Source organism: Mesorhizobium sp. B283B1A (assembly GCF_020165735.1).
GTDB lineage: Bacteria > Pseudomonadota > Alphaproteobacteria > Rhizobiales > Rhizobiaceae > Mesorhizobium > Mesorhizobium opportunistum.
In genome coordinates this window covers 16,057-38,920 of record NZ_JAIUIQ010000017.1, presented here as the reverse complement: position 1 = coordinate 38,920, position 22,864 = coordinate 16,057, and the positions used below count along the sequence as shown (strand labels likewise).

Annotated in this window: 19 protein-coding genes; 3 read left to right on the top strand and 16 right to left on the bottom strand. The window is 64.1% G+C overall.

Annotated features, from left to right (window positions below; all coding sequences use genetic code 11):
* Positions 1 to 45: 45 nt before the first annotated feature.
* A complete protein-coding gene (locus LB577_RS16480; RefSeq protein ID WP_224687495.1) occupies positions 46 to 816 on the bottom strand; it encodes a DeoR/GlpR family DNA-binding transcription regulator in 771 nt (256 codons plus the stop codon).
* A 264-nt stretch (positions 817 to 1,080) separates the two neighbouring features.
* Here LB577_RS16480 and fba point away from each other — a divergent pair, with 264 nt between their 5' ends.
* Positions 1,081 to 2,145 (top strand): class II fructose-bisphosphate aldolase, encoded by a 1,065-nt coding sequence (gene fba / locus LB577_RS16475; RefSeq protein ID WP_224687494.1) that lies wholly within the window; start codon positions 1,081 to 1,083, stop codon positions 2,143 to 2,145.
* Between the two features lie 62 nt (positions 2,146 to 2,207).
* Here fba and LB577_RS16470 read toward each other — a convergent pair whose 3' ends face one another.
* The 10 genes from LB577_RS16470 to LB577_RS16425 form a co-directional block, all read right to left on the bottom strand.
* Entirely contained in the window at positions 2,208 to 3,149 is a 942-nt protein-coding gene (locus LB577_RS16470; RefSeq protein WP_224687493.1) for a sugar phosphate isomerase/epimerase family protein, read from the bottom strand.
* A 50-nt stretch (positions 3,150 to 3,199) separates the two neighbouring features.
* A complete protein-coding gene (locus LB577_RS16465) occupies positions 3,200 to 4,717 on the bottom strand; it encodes a glycerol-3-phosphate dehydrogenase (protein WP_224687492.1) in 1,518 nt (505 codons plus the stop codon).
* Between the two features lie 46 nt (positions 4,718 to 4,763).
* Positions 4,764 to 5,804 carry a 2-hydroxyacid dehydrogenase gene (locus tag LB577_RS16460; protein WP_224687491.1) on the bottom strand — a complete coding sequence of 347 codons (1,041 nt, stop codon included), beginning with the start codon at positions 5,802 to 5,804 and terminating at the stop codon, positions 4,764 to 4,766.
* A gap of 10 nt (positions 5,805 to 5,814) precedes the next feature.
* Entirely contained in the window at positions 5,815 to 7,368 is a 1,554-nt protein-coding gene (locus LB577_RS16455) for an FGGY-family carbohydrate kinase (RefSeq protein ID WP_224687490.1), read from the bottom strand.
* Entirely contained in the window at positions 7,368 to 8,492 is a 1,125-nt protein-coding gene (locus tag LB577_RS16450) for an ABC transporter ATP-binding protein (RefSeq protein ID WP_224687489.1), read from the bottom strand. The genes LB577_RS16455 and LB577_RS16450 overlap by 1 nt, the downstream gene beginning before the upstream one ends.
* Positions 8,489 to 9,607: an ABC transporter ATP-binding protein gene (locus tag LB577_RS16445; RefSeq protein ID WP_224687488.1), complete on the bottom strand. Its 1,119-nt coding sequence runs from the start codon at positions 9,605 to 9,607 to the stop codon at positions 8,489 to 8,491. The genes LB577_RS16450 and LB577_RS16445 overlap by 4 nt, the downstream gene beginning before the upstream one ends.
* 2 nt (positions 9,608 to 9,609) lie before the next feature.
* Positions 9,610 to 10,467: a carbohydrate ABC transporter permease gene (locus LB577_RS16440; RefSeq protein WP_023764805.1), complete on the bottom strand. Its 858-nt coding sequence runs from the start codon at positions 10,465 to 10,467 to the stop codon at positions 9,610 to 9,612.
* Positions 10,468 to 10,476: 9 nt separating this feature from the next.
* Positions 10,477 to 11,400, bottom strand: coding sequence for a carbohydrate ABC transporter permease (locus LB577_RS16435; protein WP_023764804.1), 924 nt, complete (start codon positions 11,398 to 11,400; stop codon positions 10,477 to 10,479).
* Positions 11,401 to 11,671: 271 nt separating this feature from the next.
* Positions 11,672 to 13,117, bottom strand: coding sequence for an ABC transporter substrate-binding protein (locus tag LB577_RS16430; RefSeq protein WP_013896838.1), 1,446 nt, complete (start codon positions 13,115 to 13,117; stop codon positions 11,672 to 11,674).
* Positions 13,118 to 13,162: 45 nt separating this feature from the next.
* Positions 13,163 to 14,137, bottom strand: coding sequence for a sugar-binding transcriptional regulator (locus LB577_RS16425; protein WP_023764803.1), 975 nt, complete (start codon positions 14,135 to 14,137; stop codon positions 13,163 to 13,165).
* Between the two features lie 209 nt (positions 14,138 to 14,346).
* Here LB577_RS16425 and LB577_RS16420 point away from each other — a divergent pair, with 209 nt between their 5' ends.
* Together LB577_RS16420 and LB577_RS16415 are read left to right on the top strand one after the other, a co-directional pair.
* Positions 14,347 to 14,505, top strand: a complete 159-nt coding sequence (locus LB577_RS16420; protein WP_224687487.1) for a peptide ABC transporter permease — start codon at positions 14,347 to 14,349, stop codon at positions 14,503 to 14,505.
* Between the two features lie 56 nt (positions 14,506 to 14,561).
* Positions 14,562 to 15,287 carry an MgtC/SapB family protein gene (locus tag LB577_RS16415; RefSeq protein WP_224687486.1) on the top strand — a complete coding sequence of 242 codons (726 nt, stop codon included), beginning with the start codon at positions 14,562 to 14,564 and terminating at the stop codon, positions 15,285 to 15,287.
* 27 nt (positions 15,288 to 15,314) lie between these two features.
* On the opposite strand, the gene LB577_RS16410 is transcribed toward LB577_RS16415, so the two are convergent.
* Genes LB577_RS16410 through LB577_RS16390 form a run of 5 tightly spaced genes read right to left on the bottom strand, consistent with a single transcriptional unit; the run spans position 15,315 to position 22,711 of the window.
* Complete coding sequence (locus LB577_RS16410; RefSeq protein ID WP_224687485.1) at positions 15,315 to 16,550, bottom strand: VWA domain-containing protein; 1,236 nt, start codon at positions 16,548 to 16,550, stop codon at positions 15,315 to 15,317.
* Complete coding sequence (locus tag LB577_RS16405; protein WP_224687484.1) at positions 16,543 to 18,792, bottom strand: DUF5682 family protein; 2,250 nt, start codon at positions 18,790 to 18,792, stop codon at positions 16,543 to 16,545. The genes LB577_RS16410 and LB577_RS16405 overlap by 8 nt, the downstream gene beginning before the upstream one ends.
* A 4-nt stretch (positions 18,793 to 18,796) precedes the next feature.
* The gene (locus LB577_RS16400; RefSeq protein WP_224687483.1) at positions 18,797 to 19,876 is read right to left on the bottom strand and encodes an ATP-binding protein; all 1,080 of its coding nucleotides are present in this window, start codon (positions 19,874 to 19,876) and stop codon (positions 18,797 to 18,799) included.
* Between the two features lie 31 nt (positions 19,877 to 19,907).
* A complete protein-coding gene (locus LB577_RS16395; protein WP_224687482.1) occupies positions 19,908 to 21,335 on the bottom strand; it encodes a DUF5691 domain-containing protein in 1,428 nt (475 codons plus the stop codon).
* On the bottom strand, positions 21,332 to 22,711 hold the full coding sequence (locus LB577_RS16390) for an SWIM zinc finger domain-containing protein (RefSeq protein ID WP_224687481.1): 1,380 nt from the start codon (positions 22,709 to 22,711) through the stop codon (positions 21,332 to 21,334). Before LB577_RS16390 ends, LB577_RS16395 begins: the two co-directional genes overlap by 4 nt.
* Positions 22,712 to 22,864 lie beyond the last annotated feature (153 nt).

The following is a 22,864-nucleotide window of genomic DNA, read 5'->3' as shown; positions in this document are numbered from 1 at the left end:
CTTCTGTTTGACCACGAACTCCCGAAGAGAGCTCCGCTTTCGGGATCATGGTCCCTTGTCGATCACCGTCAGCGAAACGCCGCCGGCCGCCAATGTCTCGCGCATTCCAGGCCCCGGCTCGCGTCCGGTGAAGACGGCGTCGAACGCGCTGAGATCCGTCAGGAAATGCAGCGCCGTGCGGCCGAACTTGCCGTGATCGACCAGCAGATATTTGCGGGTGGCGGCCGCCATCATCAGCCGCTTGGACTGCACCACCTCCTGGTCCTGATGGAAGGCGGAAACGCCGTGGATGGCCGATGACGACAGGAAGGCAACGTCGGCGCGCAGCGACTTGAGCGAGGCCTCGGCAAGCAGGCCGAAAAAGCCGTGAAACTTCTTGCTGTACTGGCCGCCGAGCGCGATCAGGTTGATGCCTCCGGCGCCGGCCAGTTCCTGGATGACAGCCAGATTGTTGGAGATCACCGTCAGCGGCCGCAAATCGGCGAGATGCCGCGCAATGCCGCCTGCGGTCGAGCCGTCGTCGATGATCACCGTCTGGCCGGGTTCGATCATCGCGACCGCCGCTGCCGCCAGGCGCTGCTTTTCCTCGGTCGCCTGCTTCTGCCGGTAGCGGAAATCGCTTTCGAAGAGGCTGCTCGGCTGGATCGAGGCACCGCCGCGCACCTTGCGCAGGAAGCCGCTTTCCTCGAGTTCGTCGAGATCGCGGTGCACGGTCATCTTCGAGATGCCAAAGCGCAAGGCGAGATCGTCGACGCTCGCCGCGCCGGCGTCCATCAGGAAATCCATGATGCCTTGCCGCCTGGTATCGCTCTTCATCGCAGCCGACCGCCGAACGTGCTCTTTGATCGAGCCCAAAAGATAACAGGTATCGCCGCAAAAGTATCACTAATTTTGTTATAATGAGATATTTTCTTGGGATATATCCACGGCTTTCATCACGGCGCTGTAACAAGAATTGCAGCGGGGACGATCTCTGGCGGTTGCGGTCGCGCCGAAATCCGGCCAGAAGCATCGATGGGCTGAACGATGCGCGGACAGTCCGCAACCACAGGTTCGAAACCAGATACGGGAGACTAATCGTTGGCTCGCATCACACTGAGACAATTGCTCGATCACGCCGCCGAATATGGCTATGGCGTGCCGGCCTTCAACATGAACAACATGGAACAGGGCCTCGCCATCATGGAGGCGGCGGAAGAGACCAAATCGCCTGTCATCCTGCAGGCAAGCCGCGGTGCGCGTGCCTATGCCAATGACGTGGTTTTGGCCAAGCTGATCGATGCGCTGGTCGAAATCCATCCCGACATCCCGGTCTGCATGCATCTCGACCATGGCAACAACGAAGCCACCTGCGTCACCGCGATCCAGCATGGTTTCACCTCGGTGATGATGGACGGTTCGCTGAAGGAAGACGGCAAGTCGCCGGCCGACTACGCCTATAATTCCGGCATCACCAAGCGCGTCGTCGACATGGCGCATTGGGGCGGCGTGTCCGTCGAAGGCGAGATCGGCGTGCTCGGCTCGCTCGAGAGCGGCGGCGGCGAGCAGGAAGACGGCCACGGCATCGAGGGCGCCATCAGCCACGACCAGTTGTTGACCGATCCGGAACAGGCAGTGGAGTTCGTCAAGGACACCCATGTCGATGCGCTGGCGGTGGCCATGGGCACCAGCCACGGCGCCTATAAATTCTCGCGCAAGCCCGATGGCGCGGTGCTGGCCATGAACGTCATCGAGGAGATCCATCGCCGCCTGCCGAACATGCATCTGGTCATGCACGGCTCGTCCTCGGTGCCGGAGGACCTGCAGGAGATCATCAACAAATATGGCGGCCAGATGAAGCCGACCTGGGGCGTGCCGGTGGAAGAGATCCAGCGCGGCATCAAGCACGGCGTGCGCAAGATCAACATCGACACGGACAACCGCATGGCGCTGACCGGCGCCATCCGCAAGGTGCTGACCGAGAACCCGAGCGAGTTCGATCCGCGCAAATATTTGACGCCGGCCATGGCTGCCATGCGCAAGCTCTGCAAGGAGCGCTTCGAGCAGTTCGGCACCGCCGGCAACGCACCGAAGATCAAGCCGCTGCCGGTCTCGGAAATGGCCAAGCGCTACAAGTCGGGCAGCCTCGATCCGAAATTCGGCTGACGACTATCCGACCGGGACAATCCGGTTCAACGGGCGGGCGCCGAACCGGCTCCCGCCCGTTTCTATCCGGCCTTCGGCACGAGGCCGGATCTGCCTGTCTCGATGAAGGGTGCCCAATAGTCGACCGATTCCCGGATCATGGCGACAACCTGGTGATCGACCGGCTCGCGTTCACGGAACGACAGTTCGAGGCAAATCTCATTGTCCGTGCCGCCGCCGCGCCGCACCGTCTCCAGCAGTTTTTCCGGCGTGATGCGACCGTCCTTGTTGTAAGCCGCTGTAAACGGCCAGTGGCCGCCCTTGTTCATCGACGACTGCTTGATATGGATGATCGGCGACTTCTTGGGAAAGGCTTCGGCCCAGGCATAGGGATCGATGTCGGCCAGATTGCTTGAGGTGACGTCGCCATGGTCGATGTCGACCATCATCTCCAGCGGAATGGCCATGCCGGCGGCGTCGATCGCGCTTTGCAACTGCCGGCAGTTCTCGATGGTGTGGCCGAATTCGCGGCCGACCGACATCGGCTCCCAGAACAAATAGCTCAGCCCGGCCGAGCGGGCGTGTTCGGCGACCTCCCGCCAGCACTCCAGTGCGATGTCGAACAGCCGCGCGCGGCGCTCCGGGTCGTCGAAGTCGCGATGGGTGAAGATGGCGAACTGCGTGCCCATGCCGCTGGCGCCAAGCTCGGCGGAGATGTCGGCGAAGGTCTTGAACCAGTCGACATAGTAGCGGCGCACATCCGCGTCGGGATGGCCGAAATGGTTGAGCCGGCCGTAAGGGCCGGTCATGCCCGAAGTGACGCGTACGCCGGTGCGGGCGAGCGCGCCGCGAAACAGCCGGACGAATTTGACGATCGTCGCCGCCGGCCAACCCGGATTGACGAATTCATGCGTGAGCTGAACGTCCCTGATGCCGATGTCGTAGGCAATCGTATCGATCAGGTCGTCCGGCTCGGCGAAGCGGTTGACCAGCGGATTGGTGTTGAGGGAGAGCGTGAAGGCCAAGGTCGCGATCCCTCCTCAGCGCTGTCGCGGGACATTGGCGATGGCGGCCATCAGCCTGCCCTCGCCAGCCGGTTCGTACACCAATGCTCGAAGGCGGCCCTTTCCTCGACCGACAGATGCAGCCCATGCTTGGTGCGCCGTTCCAGGATGTCGGCTGATGTCGCCGCCCACTCCTGGTCGAAGAGATAGTTGGCCTCGCGCTCGAAGAAATCCTTGCCGAAGCATCGCCCCAATCCGGCGAGCGACCCCGTGGCACCGACCAGAAGGCGGGTCCTGGTGCCGTAAAGCCGCCCATAATGCTTGATCAGCGATGCCGGCATCCACGGATACTCACGGCCAAGGTCGCCGAGGAACTGTTCGAAATCGGCATTGGCGATATCGCCGCCGGGCAAATGCACCTTCGCTGTCCAGGGCTTGCCCATCCCGGGAAAGAACGGCGCGATCCTGTCCAGCGCGTGCTCGGCCAGTTTGCGGAAGGTGGTGATCTTGCCGCCGAAGACCGAAAGCAGCGGCGCCTGCGCGTCGGGCGCATCGAGCTCGAAAATATAGTCGCGGGTGACCGCGCTCGGGTTATCGGCATTGTCGTCATAGAGCGGCCTGACGCCGGAGAACGAATAGACGACATCGCTACGCGCAAGGCCGCGCTTGAAATAGCGGTTGACCACCCTGATCAGGTAATCGATCTCGCTCTCATCCGCCGTCACGTCCTCGGGCCGCCCCTCGTAGGGAATGTCGGTGGTGCCGATCAAGGCGAGATCGTTCTGATAGGGATTGATGAAGATCACGCGCTTGTCGCTGTTCTGGACGAGATAGGCATGCCGTCCCTCCCAGAATTTGGGCACGACGATGTGGCTACCCTTGACCAGTCTGACGTTGCGCTTCGAGTTCTGACCGGCCACGCGGTTGACGATGTCGTTGACCCAGGGGCCGGCGGCGTTGATCAGGGCGCGTGCCCGAACCGTCGTCCTGGCGCCGGTCCTGCCATCCCGCATCTCGACGACCCAGAGGCCGTTCTCTCGGCGGGCGGCGGTGCAGGCGGTGCGGGTGAAAATCTTCGCTCCGCGCTCGGCGGCGTCGAGCGCATTGATGACGACGAGGCGGGCATCGTCGACCCAGCAGTCGGAATATTCGAAGCCGCGCTTGAAGCTGTCGTTGATCGGCGCCCCTTCGGGCGCCGTGCGCAAGTCGAGCGTGCGGGTCGCCGGCAGCCGCTTGCGGCCGCCGAGATGGTCGTAAAGGAACAGGCCGAGCCGCACCAGCCAGGCCGGCCGGTCGTCGGGGCTGTGCGGCAGCACGAAGCGCATCGGCCAGATGATGTGCGGCGCCGATTCCAGCAGCACCTCGCGCTCGATCAGCGCCTCGCGCACCAGGCGGAATTCGTAGTATTCGAGGTAGCGAAGGCCGCCATGGACGAGCTTGCCCGAGCGCGAGCTGGTGCCTTCGGCAAGATCGTCCTTTTCGCACAGGATGACGGAAAGGCCGCGGCCCGCCGCATCGCGCGCGATGCCGGCGCCATTGACGCCGCCGCCGACGACAAAGAGGTCGACGATTTCGGTGCCGCCGCTCATCCCGCTCTGGCCTCGATGCCGGATTGGTCTGCCATGACCGCCACGCTCAACATGGATTGACGGGAGGAAGGCCGGCGATGTAGCGGCGCACCTCTTCGGCGGCCTGCTCGGCGGCATAGGTCACGGTGCGCACCGAGGCGCCGGCGATATGCGGCGTCAGCGTCACGTTCGGAAGCTGCAGCAGGGGCCAGTCCGATGGCACCGGCTCGACCGCGAACGTCTCCAGCATGGCGCTGGCGATCTGCCCCGAAACCAGCGCCTCGTAGAGCGCGTCATAATCGACCAGCGGCCCGCGCGCGGTGTTGACGAAGATCACGCCGGGCTTCATCCGCGCGATGGTGTGTTTGCCGATCAGGCCGCGCGTCTCCTCGGTCACCCTGGGATGCAGCGTGACCACATCGGAGCGGGACAGGAGATCATCGAGCCCAACCAGTTCGACGCCGGCATTGCGATCCTCCGCGCTCAACTGCACATAGGGGTCGCTGACCAGGACGTGGCAGCCGAAGGCACGCAGCAGGCGGACCACCTTGGTGCCAATATTGCCATAGCCGACGACGCCGACGGTCATTTCGCCGAGTTCTCGGCCGGTGCGGTCGGCACGGTAGAGATCGCCGCGCCATTCTCCCTTGCGCAAGGCCTCATGGCCGACCCTGATCAGCCGCGTCTCGGCCAGGATGGCGCCGATGGTGAACTCGGCGACGGCAGTGGCGTTGCGGCCGGGCACGTTGACCACGGTGATGCCGTGATCCCTCGCCGCGGCCATGTCGATGTTGATCGGGCCGCCGCGCGAGACCGCAATCAGCTTGAGCCCCGGCAGGCGCCGCATCATGTCCTCCGACAAGGGCGCGAGTTGGGTGACGAGGATCTCGGCATCGCCGATGAAATCGACGACCTCGTCGGGGTGGCCGAAATATTCCTTGACCTTGTCGAGGCCGAGCGCCGGACTGCCGAACTCCATCGGCTCGTCGGGCCAGGCGGTCTGCAATGTGCGGATATCGAGGTCGCCACTCGCGACCTTCTCGATTTTGGCGCGAAACACCTCCGGAAGCATGAAGTTGTCGCCAATGATCGCTATTTTCCTGGGCATACTCGACTTCTCAATTTGCCTGCACTGAAGCCATCGCGCGCCAGACCGGCCGCAACGCCTGGTGCGCCAACATGTAGGATGGGGTCATCTTGTCGTAGATCGCGGCGAGATCGCGGTCGTTCGGCTCCGCCTCGCCAAGCAACGGCGTCACCCATTCGCCAACGCACGCGTCCATCGACGGGTAGAGCCCGACGCCGACCGCGGCGATCATCGCCGCACCCGCGGCACCCGCCTCCTCACGCGCGCTGGTACGGATATCGGCGCCCAGCGCGGCACCAAGGATCTTGCGCAGCGCCGGGCTTCTGGCGGCGCCACCGGTGAGGCGGACTTCGCGCGGCAGCGGCCCCATGGCGGCGTAGCAGTCGCGCGCGGCGAACGCCAACCCCTCGAAGACGGCGCGGACGAGGTCGGCATAGCCGTGCCGCGAGGAAATGCCGACGAAGCCTGCCCTGGCATTGGCATCGACGAACGGCCCGCGCTCGCCGGCTTCCGACACATAGGGCTGGTAGAGCAGCGAGGCCGGCTGCGAGGCCGCGATCCAGGCATCGACCAGCGCGATCATCTCGCCATTGCTGCGCGTAATGCCTTGCGAGGCGAGGATGCCCGAGGCGAGCCCGAGGACCCAATCGATGTTGAGCGTCGCCGCCATGTTCGACTGCATCTGGGCGAACACGCCGGGCGCTGGCATTGCCATCGTATAGCCGGTCGCCGCTTCGTTGAGCTGCACGTCGTCGGGGGTTTCGGCCAGCCGCATGTGCATGCCGGTGGAGCCGATGATCGAGCAGCCGGGCTTGCGCTCGCGGTCGAGCAGGCCGGCGCCGAGCGCCGTGCAGACGACGTCGACATAGCCGAGCACCACCGGCGTGCCGGCCAGCATCCCGGTGGCGTCCGCCGCCGCCTGTGACAGGCCGGTGCTGTGCCTTGTGCCGTCGACGATCGGCGGCAGCAGGTGCCTGAGATCGGAAACGCCGAGCACGTCGAGCACCTCGTCGCTGTAGTCGCGGGTGTGGAAGTCGCCGAAGGTGAACGTTCCCTCGGACGGGTCGGTGGCGCGCTCGCCGGTGAGCTTGAAATAGAGCCAGTCCTTGCAGTGGAACGCGGTTGCCGCCTTGCCGAGCATTTCGGGCATGTTGCGCTTCATCAACACGAACTGCGAGCCCTGCTGGCAAGCGGCGAGCCCGCTGCCGGTCTTTTCGAAGCGCAGCCGATCCTCGGGACGCGCGCGGATTTCCTCGACGATTGCCGCCGCGCGCGCGTCGAGCCAGAGCCAGCCCTTCGCCACCGGCTCGCCCTTGCCGTCGATCAGCCAGGTGCCGTCGCCCTGCCCGGTCACCGCGATCGCCACGGTCCGGCTGGCGAGATTGGGCACCTTGTCGGCGAGCTGGCGCAGGGTTGTGGCGGCATCGCTCCATGTTCGCGTCAAATCCTGTTCGGCGCCGCCACCCGGCAACGTCTCATAGTGGTTCGGCAGCGCGGCGGCGGCGATCTGCCGGCCCGCCGTGTCGAAGGCGATGGATTTGATGATTGACGTGCCGGCATCGATGCCGATCAGGACATCACCCATCACGCAAGCTCCCTGCCGTGCGAAATGGCCTCGCCGCTCGCCTGGTCGAAGACGTGCAGGTTCCCAGGATCGATGCTGACGTTGATCGGCGCACCCAGATCCAAGCGCGTGCGGTCATGTTCGACGAGGACCAGCGAACCGCCAGCAAAGTCGGCGGCGATATGGGTCTGGTCGCCGAGCCATTGGTTGGCCGAGACCCTGGCGGGAACTCCCTCCTTCGAGCGCCGCACGGCGTAGGGCCTGATGCCGATGACGACCCTCTCGCGGCTCAGCAGTTGATCGCGGACGGGAGCGCTGAAGGCGTCCTTGTCATAGTCGAGCGACAGGCCGTCGGGCAGCCGCAGGCTGATACGGCCGACAGTAGCGCCGACATAGGCCTCGAAGACGTTCATCGGCGGTTCGCCGACGAAGGTGCCGGTGAACAGGTTCGCGGGGCGCTCCTTGATCTGGTCCGGCGTGTCGAACTGCTGAAGCACCCCGCCCTCCATCACGGCGATGCGGTCGGCAAGCGCATTGGCCTCGGTCTGGTCGTGGGTGACCAGGATCGCGGTCAGGCCGCGCTCCTTGATGAAGTGCTTGATGCGGCCGCGCAGCACGGCGCGAAGCTGCGGTTCGAGCTGACCCATCGGCTCGTCCAGCAGATGCAGGTCGGCCTCCCGGATCAGCGCCCTGCCAAGGCTGGCGCGCTGCTGCTGGCCGCCGGAGATGGAGCTCGGATAGCGCTCCAGTATGTCCTCGATCTCGAGCAACTTGGCGATGCTGGCGACCTTGGCATCGACCTCGCTCTTCGGCAACCTCGTCGCCTTGAGCGCGAAAGCCATGTTCTCGCGCACGGTCAGCGGCGGATAAAGCGAATAACCTTCGAAGGCCATCGCCACGTTGCGCCTGACCGGCGGCAGAGTATGCACCTGCCGGCCACCGACCGAGATCGCACCGCGCGACACCTCTTCGAAGCCGGCGATCATGCGCAGCGTCGAGGTCTTGCCGCAACCCGACGAGCCAAGCAGGGCGACGATCTCGCCCTTGCCGATTTCCATCGTCAGCTTCTTGACGGCATGAACGCCCCGGTCGATCGGACCATAGAACTTGTCGACACCGGAAATGGTGAGTGCGCTCGGGCTCATGCCGCTTCTCCGCTGCGCAGATTGAGGACGTTCTTGGAGCCGATGCGATCGCCGCTCGCCTGATCGAACAGCAAGGCGCTCTTGCCGTCGACAGCGATGTGGGCCTTGCCTTCGCTGCGGCCCGGCGTTCCGGCCGGACGCGAGACCAGGATCTCGCGGCCGCGCACGGTGCGCACCAGCGTGACGATCTTCTCGTTGAGCGGCGTCTCGGCCTCGATCGTCACCGGAATGGCGCCGGGCACGCCTTCCTCGACGAAGCCAAGCGCTTCGGGCCGCAGGCCGATCACGCAGTCACGGCCGACCGCCGTTTCATAGGCCCCGGCCAGATGGACCTGGACGTTGGACAGGCCGACATAGATGCCCTTGGCGTCGCGCGCGGGCTTGACGTCGAGCAGGTTGATGGTGGGATCGCCGAACAGCCGCGCGATCTCGATGTTGGCCGGCTCGCGATAGATCTGCTCGGGCGTGCCGAGCTGCCTGATGACGCCTTGCGACATCACCGCGATGCGGTCGCCGAGCGCCATGGCTTCCTTGTAGTCCTGGGTGACGTAGACGACGGTGGCACCGCGATCGGCGAGCAGCCTCGGAAGTTCGAGGCGCATCTCGAAGCGCAGCTTGGCGTCGACATTGCGCAAGGGATCGTCGAGCAGCAGAAGCGGCGGCGAGCCGACCAAAGCGCGGGCAAGAGCCGTACGCTGCTTCTGGCCATTGGAGAGCGCACGCGGCTTATGGGAAAGCACATGGCCGATCTTCAACAGCTTGGCGACGCTCTCGACACCGGCCTTGATCGTGCCTTGCGACGAACGCTTGGCCGCCAGCGGCGTGGCGATGTTGTCGAAGGCGGTCATATGCGGAAACAGGGCGAAATTCTGGAACGCCATGCCGACGCCGCGGAACTCCGCATCGACGTCGGTCATGTCGTCGCCGCCGATGAATATCTTGCCTTCGTCGGGGTCGATGACGCCGGCAACCAGCCGCAGCAGCACCGTCTTACCGGCGCCCGAGGGGCCGAACAGGACGAGGGTTTCGCCGTCGGCAACCGTGAGCGACAGATTGTCGAGCACGGTCTGGCTCTTGTAGCGCTTGACGACATTTTTAAGTTCGAGGCTGGCCATATCTATCCTTTCACCGCGCCAAGCGACAGGCCTTCGACGAGATAGCGCTGCGCATAAAGCGCAAGCGCCAGGGTCGGCGTGATCGAGAGCACGATGGCCGCCGAAATCTGGCCGTACTGGATGCCCGAGGAAGTGATGAAGGCAAGCGCGCCGACCGTCACCGGCTGCTTGTCGGCCGAGGCCAGCACCAGCGCGAAGACGAAATTGTTCCAGGCGAAGATGAAGGCGAGCAGGCCGGCGGCGGCAATGCCGGGGCCGGCGAGCGGCAGCGCGATCTTGCGGAAGGTGGCGAACCAGGAATGGCCGCCGATGCGATAGGCATATTCGATGTCGGCCGGAATATCCTCGAAATAGCCGCGCACGATCCACAGGATCAACGGCAGGCAGATCAGCTGGTAGACCCAGATCAGCCCGATATAGGTGTTGGCGAGCCCCAGCTTCTGGAAATAGAGGGTGAGCGGCAGGAGCACCAGCAGCGCCGGCGCGAACTTGAACGACAGCAGCGTGAAGGCAATGTCCTCCGAGCCGCGAAATTTGTGCCGCGCAAAGGCGTAGGCCGCCGGCACGCCGAGCAGCAGCGAGACCGCGACCGATGTCACCGACAGGAACACCGAATTCCACAAATTGCGCATGAAGGCGATGTCGAGCGTGCCTGCGGCGGTCATCAGCTTGCCGGTGATCAGCGCGGTATAGTTGGCGAGCGTCGGCTCGAAGATCAGCTGCGGGGGAATGCGCAGGATGGTCTCGTTGGTCTGGAACGACATCATGAAGATCCAGACGATCGGGAACATGAAGAAGGTCACGACCAGCGTCAGCGCCACGCCGCGCAGGATGCGTTCGAGAAGCGAGGTGTGTTCCATCGCCGCCTCCTATGCCTGTCCACGGGCGCGTTCGCGCAGCCGCAGCCAGTTCTTGATGAAGATGTTGGAGAGGAAATAGGTGATCGCCCACAGGATGATCATCAGCGCCGCCGAACGGCCGACATTGGTCGACTGGAAGAAATTGAGATAGGCCTCGACCTGGAAGACGGTCAGCGTGTCGCCCGGTCCGCCCTGCGTCATGGCATAGATGATGTCGAACTGCTGGATGGAATCGAGCAGCCGGAACAGTGTCGCCGTCAGGATATAGGGCGTCAGCATCGGCAGCGTGATGCGGAAGAAGACGAAGCTCCGCGGCACGCCATCAAGCGCGGCGGCCTCGAAAGGCTGCGTCGGCAGGCTGCGCAGGCCGGCAAGCAGCAGGATCATGATGAACGGCGTGTAGACCCAGATGTCGACGAGCACGACGGTGAACAGTGCCGTCGACGGCGAGGAGGCCCAGCGGAAATCCTGCAGACCGATCAGGCTGGCGAGATAGCTCAGCACGCCGAAGCCGGGATTGGTCATCAGCTTCCACATCAGCGCGGCAAGCGCGGGCGCCGTCATCAGCGGCATCAAGAGCATGATCGAGATGAAATTGTTCAGCGTCGAGCGCTTCTGCAGCAGCAGGGCGATGGCGAGGCCCAGAAGCAGTTCCAGCACGACGGTGGTGCCGGCATAGAGCAGCGAGACCTTGAGCGTGTTCCAGAACTTCGGGTCGGTGAAGAAGGAGATGTAGTTGTCGCCCCAGTTGAACTGGCGCGCCCAGGGCTGGCTCAGCCGGTAGCGCTGGAACGAATAGACCACCGAGGTCAAGAACGGGATCAGGATGCCGATGCAGACCAGCAAGGCCGGCAGGCTGAGCACATACGGCAGCACCCTTTTGCTGATCCTGAAGCCGGATGGCTTGTGCCTTTGCGATACCACCGCAGTCATCGAGCTGCTCCGTTGTTACTGTCGCTTCGCCCCTGCCGGCCGCCCAAGGGAGCAAGGCGACCGGTCGGGCGAAATGGCGGGCTTTTTTTCGATCATCGGATTTTCCCAAAACCGGATTCCACTTTTGGGTCCGATGCTCGCTTTTTCTCGAGCATCGGATTTTCCCAAAACCGGATTCCACTTTTGGGTCCGATGCTCAAGGCACCGCATCGCAAAAAAGAAAAAGTGTTATGAGGGCCGGCCCGCCAAGCAGGCCGGTCCTCGTTGCGACTTAACCGAGACCGGCTTCCTTGAGCTGGCCGTTGATGCTTTCGGCCAGCTTGTCGAGGCCCTCGTCGACCGGCACCTCCTTGGACACCATCTTCTGCAGCGTTGCCGCCCATTCGGTGGTGAGGTCGAAGAACAGCGGCTGCGCGGTGAACTTGATGCTGGCGCCCGGCGCCGAAGCGTCGAACATTTCGACGTAGCCGGGATAGCTCTTGTTCAGCTTCTCGCGGAACATCTCGTCCTTCCAGACCGACTGGCGGACCGGATTGACGAAGTCCATCTTGGTGGCGCCGAACAGCCCATGCTCCGGCCCCGAGGCCCATTGCATGAAGTACCAGGTAGCGTCCTTGTCCTTCGAGAAGTTGGACATCGAGAGCGACCAGATCCAGATGTTCGGCGTCGGCGCCTTGGCGTCCGGGTTGGCCTTGAAGGAGGCGAAGGCAAGCTTCCCGGCCATCTTGTTGTCGCCGCCATTCATGAAGTAGCCGAGGATGTCGGCGTCGAAGATCATGGCCGAGGCGCCGGCGCCAAGATCGGTTCCGACCTGATACCAGGTGTAGGTCGACCAGTCCTTGGGGCCGCTCTCCTGGATCATCTGAACCCACTGCTTGTGGAAAGCCTTGGATTGCGCGGTGTTCATGGCGGCCGACAATTTGCCGTCGGCCGACACATTCAGGTCCTTCTGGTCGAAGTTGGCGTAGGCCGACAGGAAGCCCGGATGGATCGTCGCCCAGGAGCGCGAGCCGCGCACGCCGATGCCGTAGACACCGCCGCCGACATCCTTGGTGAGCTTGGCCGCGGCGGCCACCATCTCGTCCATGTTGCCGGGGACCTTGACGCCCGCCTTGTCGAACATTCCCTTGTTGTAGGTGATGTTGTTCTGCTCGAAGCCCCACGGAATGCACCACTGCTTGGCGTCCTCCGAACCCAGCGCGCCGCCCGGCTTGCCGTTCCAGGCACAGGAATTCCTGACGCCGGGCAGGAAGTCGTCCCAGGCATAGTTCGGGTTGGTCTTGGCCGGGTCCTTGATCCATTCGTTGAGGTCGGTGATCCAGCCAGCGGGACCATAGGTCCAGGTCATGTAGGCGCCGGTCATGAAGGCATCGTATTCGGGCGAGCTTGCCGACAGTGCCGCCGTGACCTTGTCGAAATAGACGTCTTCGGGGAATACGTCATAGACGACGTTCATGCCGGTCAGCTGCTTGAAGTTCTCCAGATCGGCGATCATGGCATCGGCATAGGGATGCTTGTTGAGCAGGAGCTTGATGGTCTTGCCCTTGTGCGCCTGCCAGTCGAAGTCGGCGGCCAGCGCCCGGGTCTGCCCCAGATTGAGCAGCGTGCCGGCGGTGCCGGCGGCAAGGCCCATCGCACCCAGCCCCTTGATCAGTCCGCGACGGTCAACTTGTCCGCGCAGGAAGGCGTCAATGAGGTCTTTCTCTTTCTCATGCATTTCGTCTTCTCCTCCACAGGGTAGGTTCAACTGAACGGTTGCCGGCTACCCGACCGGCGTCTCTTCCACGAGCGATCGTGCCGTCCGCTCGTCGGTTATCAGGCCCTTGAGATAGCGGCCTTCCAGCACCGCCTTGATGGCACGAACCTTGATCTTGCCGCCGGCGACGGCGACGATCCGGCGGCTGGCAATGTCCTCACGCGCCAAAGCCAGCGCCCGGTTGGAAACGGTCGTCGCCACCGCATTGCCGGCGCCGTCGAAGAAATGGCCAAGCAATTCGCCGACGCCGCCATTGCGGCGGATCTCCTCCATCTCGCCTTTCTCGATCATGCCGGTGGCGACCAGGGACGCCTCGCGTTCGGCCGTACCGACACCAGCAAACAACAGGTCGGCGGATCTGGCGAGATCGAAGACCTCGCTGATGCCCTTCTGGCCGAGCAGGACAGTCCGGTCTTCGGCCGTATTGGCGAACATCGGCACCGGCATCACATAGGCTTCGGCGCCGGTGCGCTCGGCGAGGCGGTGGATGACATCATGCGGATTGGCCGAGAATTTCCGCGTCAGGCCGCCAAGCAGCGAAACGAAGCGGATCCGGTCGGTCGAGGTGCGCGGCAGATATTCGACGCACGCGGCCAGCGTGCGGCCATGGCCGACGCCGATCAGCGCCTGCTCGCCACGTTCGATCTCACGCTTGAGGAACTGCGCGCCGGCGATGCCGAGCGCCTTGAGCGGCAGATCTTCGGCGTCAAAATCAGGAACGACTTCGCAGTAGTCGAGGCCGTAGCGGCGGGACAGTTCGTCCTCGAGTTCGACGCATTCCGAAACTTCGCCGTCGATATAGACCTTCACCAGCCCTTCCTGGTTGGCCTTGGTGATGAGGCGATGGGCCTTGAGGCTGGTCAGCCCCAGGCGCTTGGCAACCTCGGACTGGGTCATGCCGCCGGCGTAATGAAGCCACGCGGCACGCGCCGCCATGCTGCTTTCATCGTCGCGCAGGAGACCGTTGCCGAACCCTACCATTTCCACCCTATGATATTTTTATCAGTTGCTGCAAAATTTTTCACAAGGCTTCGCCAGAGTCAAGCGTCGCCGTTCAAATCGCGTGGCGTCGTGGTTTTGCCGAGCCGCCCGGGCGTCCCGCCGGAACTTCGGGAGCGAGAAAAGGTTTTTAGATCGACATTCCGGTGTCGCGGCATGCCAGGAAGGCACGGGCCAGGAAGGAGCATGTCATGAGCAAGGATAGTGACAGGGAAGGACCGATTTTTTCCGGAGAAAATGCACGGCAAGGCGAAATCATCCTGCGCACACGCACGCAGCGCATCATCTTCATCGCCGGCCTGGTCGGCATTTTCGTGCTGGCATTGGTGCTGACTTTCGCCGCCCGGTGACCGGTGCGCGAGGTGTTGACTGTGGGCGGGAAGCATCCCGCCGCAAGGAACCAACAATGTTCGAGCCGTTTTGCTGCGATATGCCGCTTCACCCGACCTGGCCCGATCTCGCCGCACGCCTGTTGCTCATCATGGTCGCCGGTTTCCTGATCGGCCTGAACAGGGAAGCGCGCGGCCACACCGCCGGGCTTCGGACGACCATCCTGGTCGGCCTTGCGGCCGCGATCGCCATGATCCAGGCCAACCTGCTGCTCGACGCGACGGGCAAGGGAGCGGACTTCTTCGCCCGCATGGATGTGCTGCGTCTTCCGCTCGGCGTCCTGACGGGCGTCGGCTTCATCGGCGGCGGCGCCATCCTTCGCCGGGGTGACCTTGTGACCGGCGTAACCACCGCCGCCACGATGTGGATCATGACAATGATCGGACTGGCGTTTGGCGGCGGCCAGTTCGGCCTTGCGGGAGTTGCGACCCTGCTGACCTTGATAACGCTTCAGGCGCTGAAATGGGTCGACCTCAGGATTGCGCGCAACCACCATGCGATCCTGTCGGTCTCCTGGGCGTATGGGTCCCCGCCCGACCTTCAGGAGATGGTGCGACCGCTTGGCTATCGCGCGCGTCTCGCCATGATGGAGCACGATCCCGGCCGCGACCGCTTCGTGTACTCGTTCAATATCGAGTGGAAACAGCCCGATGCGATCGAACCGGCGACGGAAATCCTGGCGCTGGTCGCCCGGCAATGCGAGGTCGAGCGGTTTGAACTGATCGGCGAGAAGGCGTCCTGAGCGGCCGAGCGTTGCTGGCCGACGCGCCTACGCGCCGGCCGGGGAACCGTCTACCTCGGCGCGAACCAGCTTGATGTCGGCGCCTGCCGCCCATGCGCCAACATCTTCCCGTCGCAAGGCGGCCGCCATCATGTCTGGAAACAGATCCGGCGTGCAGGCGAAGACCGGGATGCCGAGTGCCGCCACCGACCCGGCCATCTGGGGGTCATAACCCGGCCTGCCCTGGTCGGTCAGCGCCAACAGCACCACGGCATTGACGCCTGAGCGGATGAGTGCCGCCAGTCGCTGCAGCAATTCCTGGCCGTTGCCGCCTTCATAAAGGTCGGTGATCAGCACCATATGCGACTTGGTCGGCCGCTCGATGCGATCAGCGCAATAGGCGACGGCCTGGTTGATGTCGGTGCCGCCGCCGAGCTGCACGCCGAACAGGACTTCGACGGGGTCGCTGAGCTCCTCGGTCAAGTCGACGATGGCCGTGTCGAAGCAGACCAGCTTGGTCCGCACCACCGGCAAGGAGGCCATCACGGCGGCGAATATCGATGCGTAGATCACCGAGCTTGCCATCGAGCCCGACTGGTCGACGCACAGCACCACCTCATCCAGATCGACCAGCCTTCGCTGCTTGCGCATGAAGCCGACCAGCTTCTCCGGGACGATGGTTTTGTGCTCGGGCTGATAATGACGGAGATTGGCCGAGATGGTGCGCTGCCAGTCGATGTCGCGCTGGCGCGGACGGTTGGTGCGCTGCGACCGGTCGAGCGCGCCACGGATCGCCTCGGCGGTCTTCTGTTCCAGCCGCTGCATCAGCTTGGCGACGATTTCGGCAATGATCGTTCGCGCAATGTCCTTGGTCTTGGACGGCATGACCGAGCGCAGCGAGATCAGGTCGGCGACGAGGTTGACGTCGGCCTCGATCGCCTTGAGGAATTCCGGCTCCATCAGCATCTGCTTCAGGTTGAGCCGTTCGAAGGCGTCCTTCTGGACGATCTGCACGACCTGCGCGGGAAAGAACGATCTGATATCGCCCATCCATTGCGCCACTCGTGGTGCCGATCGGCCAAGCCCGCCGCGGCGCTTGCGCGGATCGGCAGCCGTATCGCCGGCGCCATCGCCATAGAGTGCATCGAGCGCTGCCGACAGCCGCTTGTCGGTGTCGGACAGCGCCGACGAGGTTTCGTCATCGGCACCGATCGCCAGGCGCCAGCGGCGCTCCCGTCCGTCGACGGCAGGTTCGTTTTCGCCGATATCAGCCTCGTCATCCATTGCCGTTCCCGCTCATCAGCAAAGGCCCAAGCCGTTCCAGATGCCGGCGCCAGGCCTCACCACCATCTGGCGTCGGCGTCAGCCCTGCCGGCAGGCATCTGACACGGCCGAGCACCGCCTCGATCAGCCGCCGCCGCTCCATCGAGTCCAGATGGGAAAAGACCCGGCGCAACAGTGGCAGATGCGCAATGAAGGCGTCTTCATCGAGGGATTTGAGCCAGGCATCGACTGCGCCGCGCAGGCTTTCGTCATAGATCAGCCGTTGACCGGCGGTGCTGAAGAACCCCTCGAAGAACCCCGCGGCCTCGATGACCGGCGTGCCCGGCGACAGGCGCCGCGCGATCAGGGCGGCCGCCGCATCGGCGGACAGATGGCCGGCCTCGTAGAGCAGATGCGCGGCACAGCCCGCCACCAGTGCGGTCGATCGCGATCCGTCCAGCACGGCTGCCAGCCCACCGCGCCAGGCGTCCAGAACGTCCTGTCCAGGTTCGACCAGTTTGATTGCCTCATCGGCCCTGCGCATCGCATCGACCAAGGCCGTCGAAGCCTGGGCATCGAGATCGCGGGCGGCATAGGGAAGCGCGATGGCGCCTTCGACGATCAGCCGCTCCAGCAGGCCGGACAAGCGTGCGGTTTCGGTCTTGCGGGCTTCACCGTAGCGAATGATATCTGCAAGCGGCGGCACCGATGCCAGGATTTCGAGGCATTCGCTGCTGTGCGCCGCGCGTTCCTCCAGTGCCGCCAAACCGGCGATCGAGGCCTCCGACAGGTTTGCCGTGATGGCGCCTTGAACCAGTCCTGCCAGCGCATCGAGCGAGGTCGCCGCGCCGATCATCTGGATCAGCCGGCCGTTAGCGGCTTTTTCGATGGTCGGGCCATGGACCAGGTTCTCGACCAGGCGAACGGCATATTCCGGCTCCCATGACAGGGACCAGCGCTCGCGAAAGGTGCCGCGGCTGCGGCCGCTGTCGGTCAGTTTTCCCCAATGCACGCCAAGCACATTCAGCCGGCGCAGCAAGGTCGAGCGAAACAGCCCGCTTTCGCTGCGCAAGTCTACCGACAGTTCGCGCTCCAGCGCCTCGGGCTTCAGCCGCGCGGCCTTCTGATTGCGCTGCAGGTCCTCGATCAGCGGCGCCAGCGGTGTATCCGGCGGAATTTCACCGACATCGGCGCCCAAAAGCAGCTCGGCTTCGACCAGCGCCCACAATACCGCTTCGCCGTTGAACAGGGCAGCGATTGCCGCATCGCGCAATTCTTCGAAACCAGGCTTTGGCCGATCGCGAATCACGGCCAGCGTGCGGGCCACCCTTTCGGCTTCAATCAGCGAGGCGGTCGAGACCATGTGTCCCTTCGCCCTCAACACCGCCGCGATCATGGCAAGCCACAGGGTCGCCGCGTCATGCCGGCCGCGGGTGCGCCACAGATGCTTGCACCAGCCGGGAGCAACAACACCGGCGCCATAACCGAAGCCGAGCGCCAGACGCGGACCCGTCCATGGCGCCCAGGTCATCGTGCTTTTGCGCCGGGCAAGCCCCTTGAGCAGGGCGTGATCCTCCTTCTGCGGGCGGGTCGCCTGCAGTGCCGGCACATGGAAGGCGCCGCAGACGACAGCGATCGGTCCGTCGAATTCCTTGCGCGCGGCAGCGATTTCAAGCCGCATATGGGCCTCGCGTCTTGCCTCGAATTCGGCAAGCGGACCTTCCCCCTCGCGCAGCGTCGTCATCGCGTCGGCTATTGCCGCGAAAATGGGACCGGGTTGCGGGTTCTGCTCGATGATATCGGACCACCAGCTCTCGCCATCCTCGTAGCCGGCGGCTTGCGCCAGCGTGCCGATCGGGTCACGCAAATGCGGTGCGAGTGCGGACCCGACCTCGGCTTTCGTCTCATCGGTATCGGCCTCTTCCTTGGCCTCAGCCGGTGCGACCCGGGCCGAGGACGGCAAGTCGATGAAGCGAACTGTCGCGTTGTTGGCGACCGCCCAGAGCGTCGCCTGATATTCTGGCGAGAACTCGGCGAAGGGCCAGAAGCTGGTCGAGGCCGGATCGTCTTCGGGATAGCAAAGCAGTGCCACCGGCGGCTGCATTTCGGGGCGGGCGAGCAATGGCAGCAGCGCCGAGGCGTCAGCCGGCCCCTCGATCAGCACGGCGAGCGGTTTCAACTCCTGCAACGCCCGCACCAGGCTCGCGGCGGAGCCGGGGCCGTGATGGCGGATGCCGAAATAGGAAACGTCGCCTATTGCCATGGCGTCAGATCGCGGCGTTCAATGCCGCGTAATAGCCGGCATAATCCGGCCGCTTCTTGAGCACGGTCTCCAGATATTCCTCAAGCACAAGCTTGTCCTGCACCGGGTCTTTCACGATCGCACCGACAAGGCTGGCGGCGAGGCCTTCAGCGCCAAGCTTACCGCTGTCGAACCAGGCCGCCTGGCTCAGACCGCCGACCATGGTCGCAATCGCTTCGGCCGTGGATAGCGAGCCGGACGGCGTCTTCAACGTCACCTTGCCGTCCGATGTCGCGCCGGAGCGAAGCTCGCGGAAAATGGTCAGCACGCGGGCGATCTCCTCGCCGACATTCTTCGGCACCGGCAGGTCGAGACCGCCAGCCATCTCGCCGACGCGCTTGGAGACGATCGCCACTTCCTCCGCCATGTCTTCCGGCAGGGGCAGCACGACGACATTGAAGCGGCGCTTCAGCGCCGAGGACAGTTCGTTGACACCCTTGTCGCGGTTGTTGGCGGTGGCAATGATGTTGAAACCGCGCTGGGCATAGATCGAGGTGTTGAGCTCGGGGATCGGCATCATCTTTTCTGACAGCACGGTGATCAGCGTGTCCTGCACGTCCGAGCCCATGCGCGTCAGTTCCTCGAGGCGACAGAGCTTGCCGTCCTGCATGGCGCGGTAGAGCGGCGTCGGCACCAACGCCTCCTGGCTGGGGCCTTTGGCCAGAAGCTGCGCATAGTTCCAGCCATAGCGGATCTGGTTCTCGTCGGTGCCGGCCGTGCACTGCACGATCAGCGTCGAATCCCCCATGATGGCAGCCGCAAGATGCTCCGACACCCAGGATTTGGCGGTGCCGGGCACGCCGAGCAACAACAGCGCGCGGTCGGTCGCGAGCGTCGCCACGGCGGTTTCCATCAGCCGGCGGCGGCCGACATATTTGGGTGTTATCAGCGTGCCGTCGTCGGCCTTCCCGCCGAGCAGGTAAGTCAGCACCGCCTTTGGCGACAGGCTCCAGCCGGCGGGCTTCTGCCTGTCGTCATTGCGCGCGAGCGCCTGCAATTCGGCAGCGTAGGCCTGCTCGACCGGAAGACGGATGGCTGCGTTCATTTGCTGTTCTCCGCAAGGATCATGTGTTGGTTCAAGGCCCGGCCAAGGATGCGTTGAGACGCAAAAGGCCGAGCGAAGGTGCTGCCGGCGCCATGCCGGCCGCGACGACATCGCCGATCAACTTTTCCGCCGCCTCCGCGGTAGTGAGAAAGCCCAGCATTTCCAGGAGCTGATCAACGCCTCGCTTCACGGCGTCATCGTTTCCCGCAACGGCGGCGCGAAGTGCCGGGAGCGTCTTGCCGTTTATCAGGTCTCCCCATTCCAGCCAGCCTGCTTCGACGCCTTCGACTTGGGTGAGCGCGCCAAGATGCTGCGTGTCCTTCAGGATCAGCCTGACCAGGACACGCTTCCTGCTTCTGTCCAGACGCGGCATTAAATGGAGGACCAAGAGTGCAGGCTTGCCGCCTTCGGCAACAAGCGTGTCTGCCATGTGCGTGACCGCGGCATCGCTGCCTGACGCCGCGGCCATGCGCGCGACAAGGACATCGGCATTGTTGTCCGCGCCGAACTGCCATGCCCCGATGAAGTCGGATTCGGTGACACCGAAGCGCGCGGCAAGATCAACCATATTGCAGGTTTCGAACAGTTCGGCGCGGCGGCGTTCCTGCGCCGGGGACTTCAGCTTTGCCGGCGTGTAGGTGGTACGGCGGCGGATGAAGCCGGATTTGCCCTCAGCAATGAAGGCCGCGAGCTCCGCCACTGGATCTTCCGGTCCGCCATCGCCTGGCTGGCCGTGCTCGCCCAACCGTGCCAGCAGCCGGCCGGCCAATTCGCGCACCTTGCCGGAGCGATCGGCGGACAGGCTTTTCAGGAAGGGCACGTCATCGGATCCGAGGCCGAAGTGCATGAGTTCGATGAGTGCAAGCCTCACCTCCGCCGGCTCGCTTGGGCCCTTGGTTTCGATCAACTGCCGGGCCGAGGCTGGCGCGGTGCGGCGCATATCGGCCAGCGCACTGCGGCGCGCGGCCGGATAGAAATCGTCCCAGTTCTGCGCCGTCAGTTGCTCCAGGCTTGTGTGTTTTTCGCCATCCACCCCGGCCTGCCAATCGATCCAGGGCGCATAGACATCCGGGCTGGTCTGATCCGACGCGGCGGGCATCCAGTCCATCGGATGCAGCACGAAGCCGCGGCTGGCGACGAGGGCCACCACACGCGACTTGGTTCTGGCGTCGGCGGCGTGTTTCAGCGCTGCCCGCACAACCGGCCGCAGCCGCTCTGGCAGCATCGGCAAGGCAAGCTCGGGCAACGGCGGGCGCCGCTTCAGCGTTTTCGGCGCGGCCGGCCGCAAGGCGATTTCTAGGGCTTGCGCGGCGATCGCCAACAGCCGGCGTTCACGCTCGTCGGGGTTTGCACTGCCGGCAATCTCCTTCCACGCGGCCGGAGCCAGGTCGAAGCTTGTCCCACCGGTGATCCAGCTGTCGCGCATCGTCGCGAGCCCTGTCTGCTCGATCTCGTTCACGACAGATCAAGCCTCCCGAACCCGCTTTGCGCCGCCAGCAAAAGAAGCCGGCTGCCGCTCCAAAGTCCGGCCGTCGCCGTGAGGTCCAGCCCAAGCAACGTCGGGCTGACGGTATCGGCAATCGGCAAGGCGATGCCGTGCGGATCATCAGCGGATTGCCACCAGGCATCGCCCCGATCATCCTTCAGGATCGCGCCGGGCGGCAGCATGACAGGACAGTCGGTGAGCCAGGGGGCGATATCCTGGTAAGCAACATGGGCCGCGAGCGGATCGGCTATGTCAAAGCCGAAATCCGGCCATTCGCCCGACGAGATATCGCCTTTGCGATCGACCACGAGCGCGCGCAGCGGCTGGCGTGCCGGATAAAAGACCAGCCGGGCATCGAAGCGATCCCCCGGTGTGAAAGCGTTGGAACGACGGCCGGCAGAGGCCGGAAAATAGTCGAGCAGGAGTGCAAATCGCGGACTGGCGCTGTTCAGGTCGAGCAGCCAGGTCGAGTGACTGACAAGACCATCACGGCGGGTTTCGATCTTCTCGCCGAGCACCTCCCAGGCGCTTTCGACCTGCGTCGCGTCGGGATTTGCCAGCACCTGCTCGCGGCTTTCGGAGCTCGATACCAGCCGCTTCAGCTCAGCGTCATCAGGCGTCAATCGCCAGGCCTTGGCCAGCAGCACAAGCTTGCCGAGTTCGCGGATCGCCGCGTCCGGGCGCTCCTCGTTGCGCAACCCCATCAGCCGTGACGGAATCTCGTCGATGCGGCCGGCAAGCGCTGTCGCCTTCATGTCGACCAGCCGCGCCGCGATGCGGCGGCAACGATCACTGCTGTTGTCGACAAAACCGGCAAGGCCGAGCCGCAACTGATCCGATATCCATTGATCGAGTTCGTCCAAAGCCGCTGAGACCGCGGAGCGCGTATCCTGGGCGCGCTTGCGCTGCGCGGCTTCGCGGCGCTCGACCGAGGCCGCGTCCTCGGCAGCGATCGTTTCATCGTCGCGCGAGGCCTCGCCGATGCTCTTGCCTCCCGCACCGGGCGCTGGTGCCTGCGAGGTGGTTTTCCGGCGACGGCCGAGCCAGTCATTCACCCATTCGGGCGTCGAGCCGGCGCCGGCAAAACTGGCTGGCGAGGTGGCGGCGATCCACATCAGCGCCAATGTGTGCTTGCAGGGAAATTTTCGCGACGGACAGGTGCATTTGTAGCCGTGGTCGCCGGTGTCGACGACGACGCGATAGGGATTGGAACCGGAGCCCTGGCATTCGCCCCAGATGAGCGCCAGCTGCTCGTTCTTTTCAAGCCGTGGCCAGTTCGATTGCTTGGTCAACTTGGAAGCGGCGCTCAACGACGCCTGATCGGGCGCAAGCGCCTCGATGGTTTTCAAGTCAAATTCCAAGCCGCGCCCCTCGTCGCTCGAACGAATGCCGGTCGCCAGTATAGATGGCCATCCGTGACGGATTCTTGTAGCAGCAGCGGGCTATAGATCGATACTGCCGGCCGCATTAATTTTGCGTCGGCCAACCTGATCCTATGCAAT

Bases quoted from the DNA above. Each gene is read 5' to 3' on its own strand.
- LB577_RS16480 (WP_224687495.1), bottom strand. From the start codon at position 816: ATGAAGAGCGATACCAGGCGGCAAGGCATCATGGATTTCCTGATGGAC.
- LB577_RS16465 (WP_224687492.1), bottom strand. From the start codon at position 4,717: ATGAGCGGCGGCACCGAAATCGTCGACCTCTTTGTCGTCGGCGGCGGC.
- LB577_RS16460 (WP_224687491.1), bottom strand. From the start codon at position 5,804: ATGCCCAGGAAAATAGCGATCATTGGCGACAACTTCATGCTTCCGGAG.
- LB577_RS16455 (WP_224687490.1), bottom strand. From the start codon at position 7,368: ATGGGTGATGTCCTGATCGGCATCGATGCCGGCACGTCAATCATCAAA.
- LB577_RS16450 (WP_224687489.1), bottom strand. From the start codon at position 8,492: ATGAGCCCGAGCGCACTCACCATTTCCGGTGTCGACAAGTTCTATGGT.
- LB577_RS16445 (WP_224687488.1), bottom strand. From the start codon at position 9,607: ATGGCCAGCCTCGAACTTAAAAATGTCGTCAAGCGCTACAAGAGCCAG.
- LB577_RS16440 (WP_023764805.1), bottom strand. From the start codon at position 10,467: ATGGAACACACCTCGCTTCTCGAACGCATCCTGCGCGGCGTGGCGCTG.
- LB577_RS16435 (WP_023764804.1), bottom strand. From the start codon at position 11,400: ATGACTGCGGTGGTATCGCAAAGGCACAAGCCATCCGGCTTCAGGATC.
- LB577_RS16430 (WP_013896838.1), bottom strand. From the start codon at position 13,117: ATGCATGAGAAAGAGAAAGACCTCATTGACGCCTTCCTGCGCGGACAA.
- LB577_RS16425 (WP_023764803.1), bottom strand. From the start codon at position 14,137: ATGGTAGGGTTCGGCAACGGTCTCCTGCGCGACGATGAAAGCAGCATG.
- LB577_RS16420 (WP_224687487.1), top strand. From the start codon at position 14,347: ATGAGCAAGGATAGTGACAGGGAAGGACCGATTTTTTCCGGAGAAAAT.
- LB577_RS16415 (WP_224687486.1), top strand. From the start codon at position 14,562: ATGTTCGAGCCGTTTTGCTGCGATATGCCGCTTCACCCGACCTGGCCC.
- LB577_RS16410 (WP_224687485.1), bottom strand. From the start codon at position 16,550: ATGGATGACGAGGCTGATATCGGCGAAAACGAACCTGCCGTCGACGGA.
- LB577_RS16405 (WP_224687484.1), bottom strand. From the start codon at position 18,792: ATGGCAATAGGCGACGTTTCCTATTTCGGCATCCGCCATCACGGCCCC.
- LB577_RS16400 (WP_224687483.1), bottom strand. From the start codon at position 19,876: ATGAACGCAGCCATCCGTCTTCCGGTCGAGCAGGCCTACGCTGCCGAA.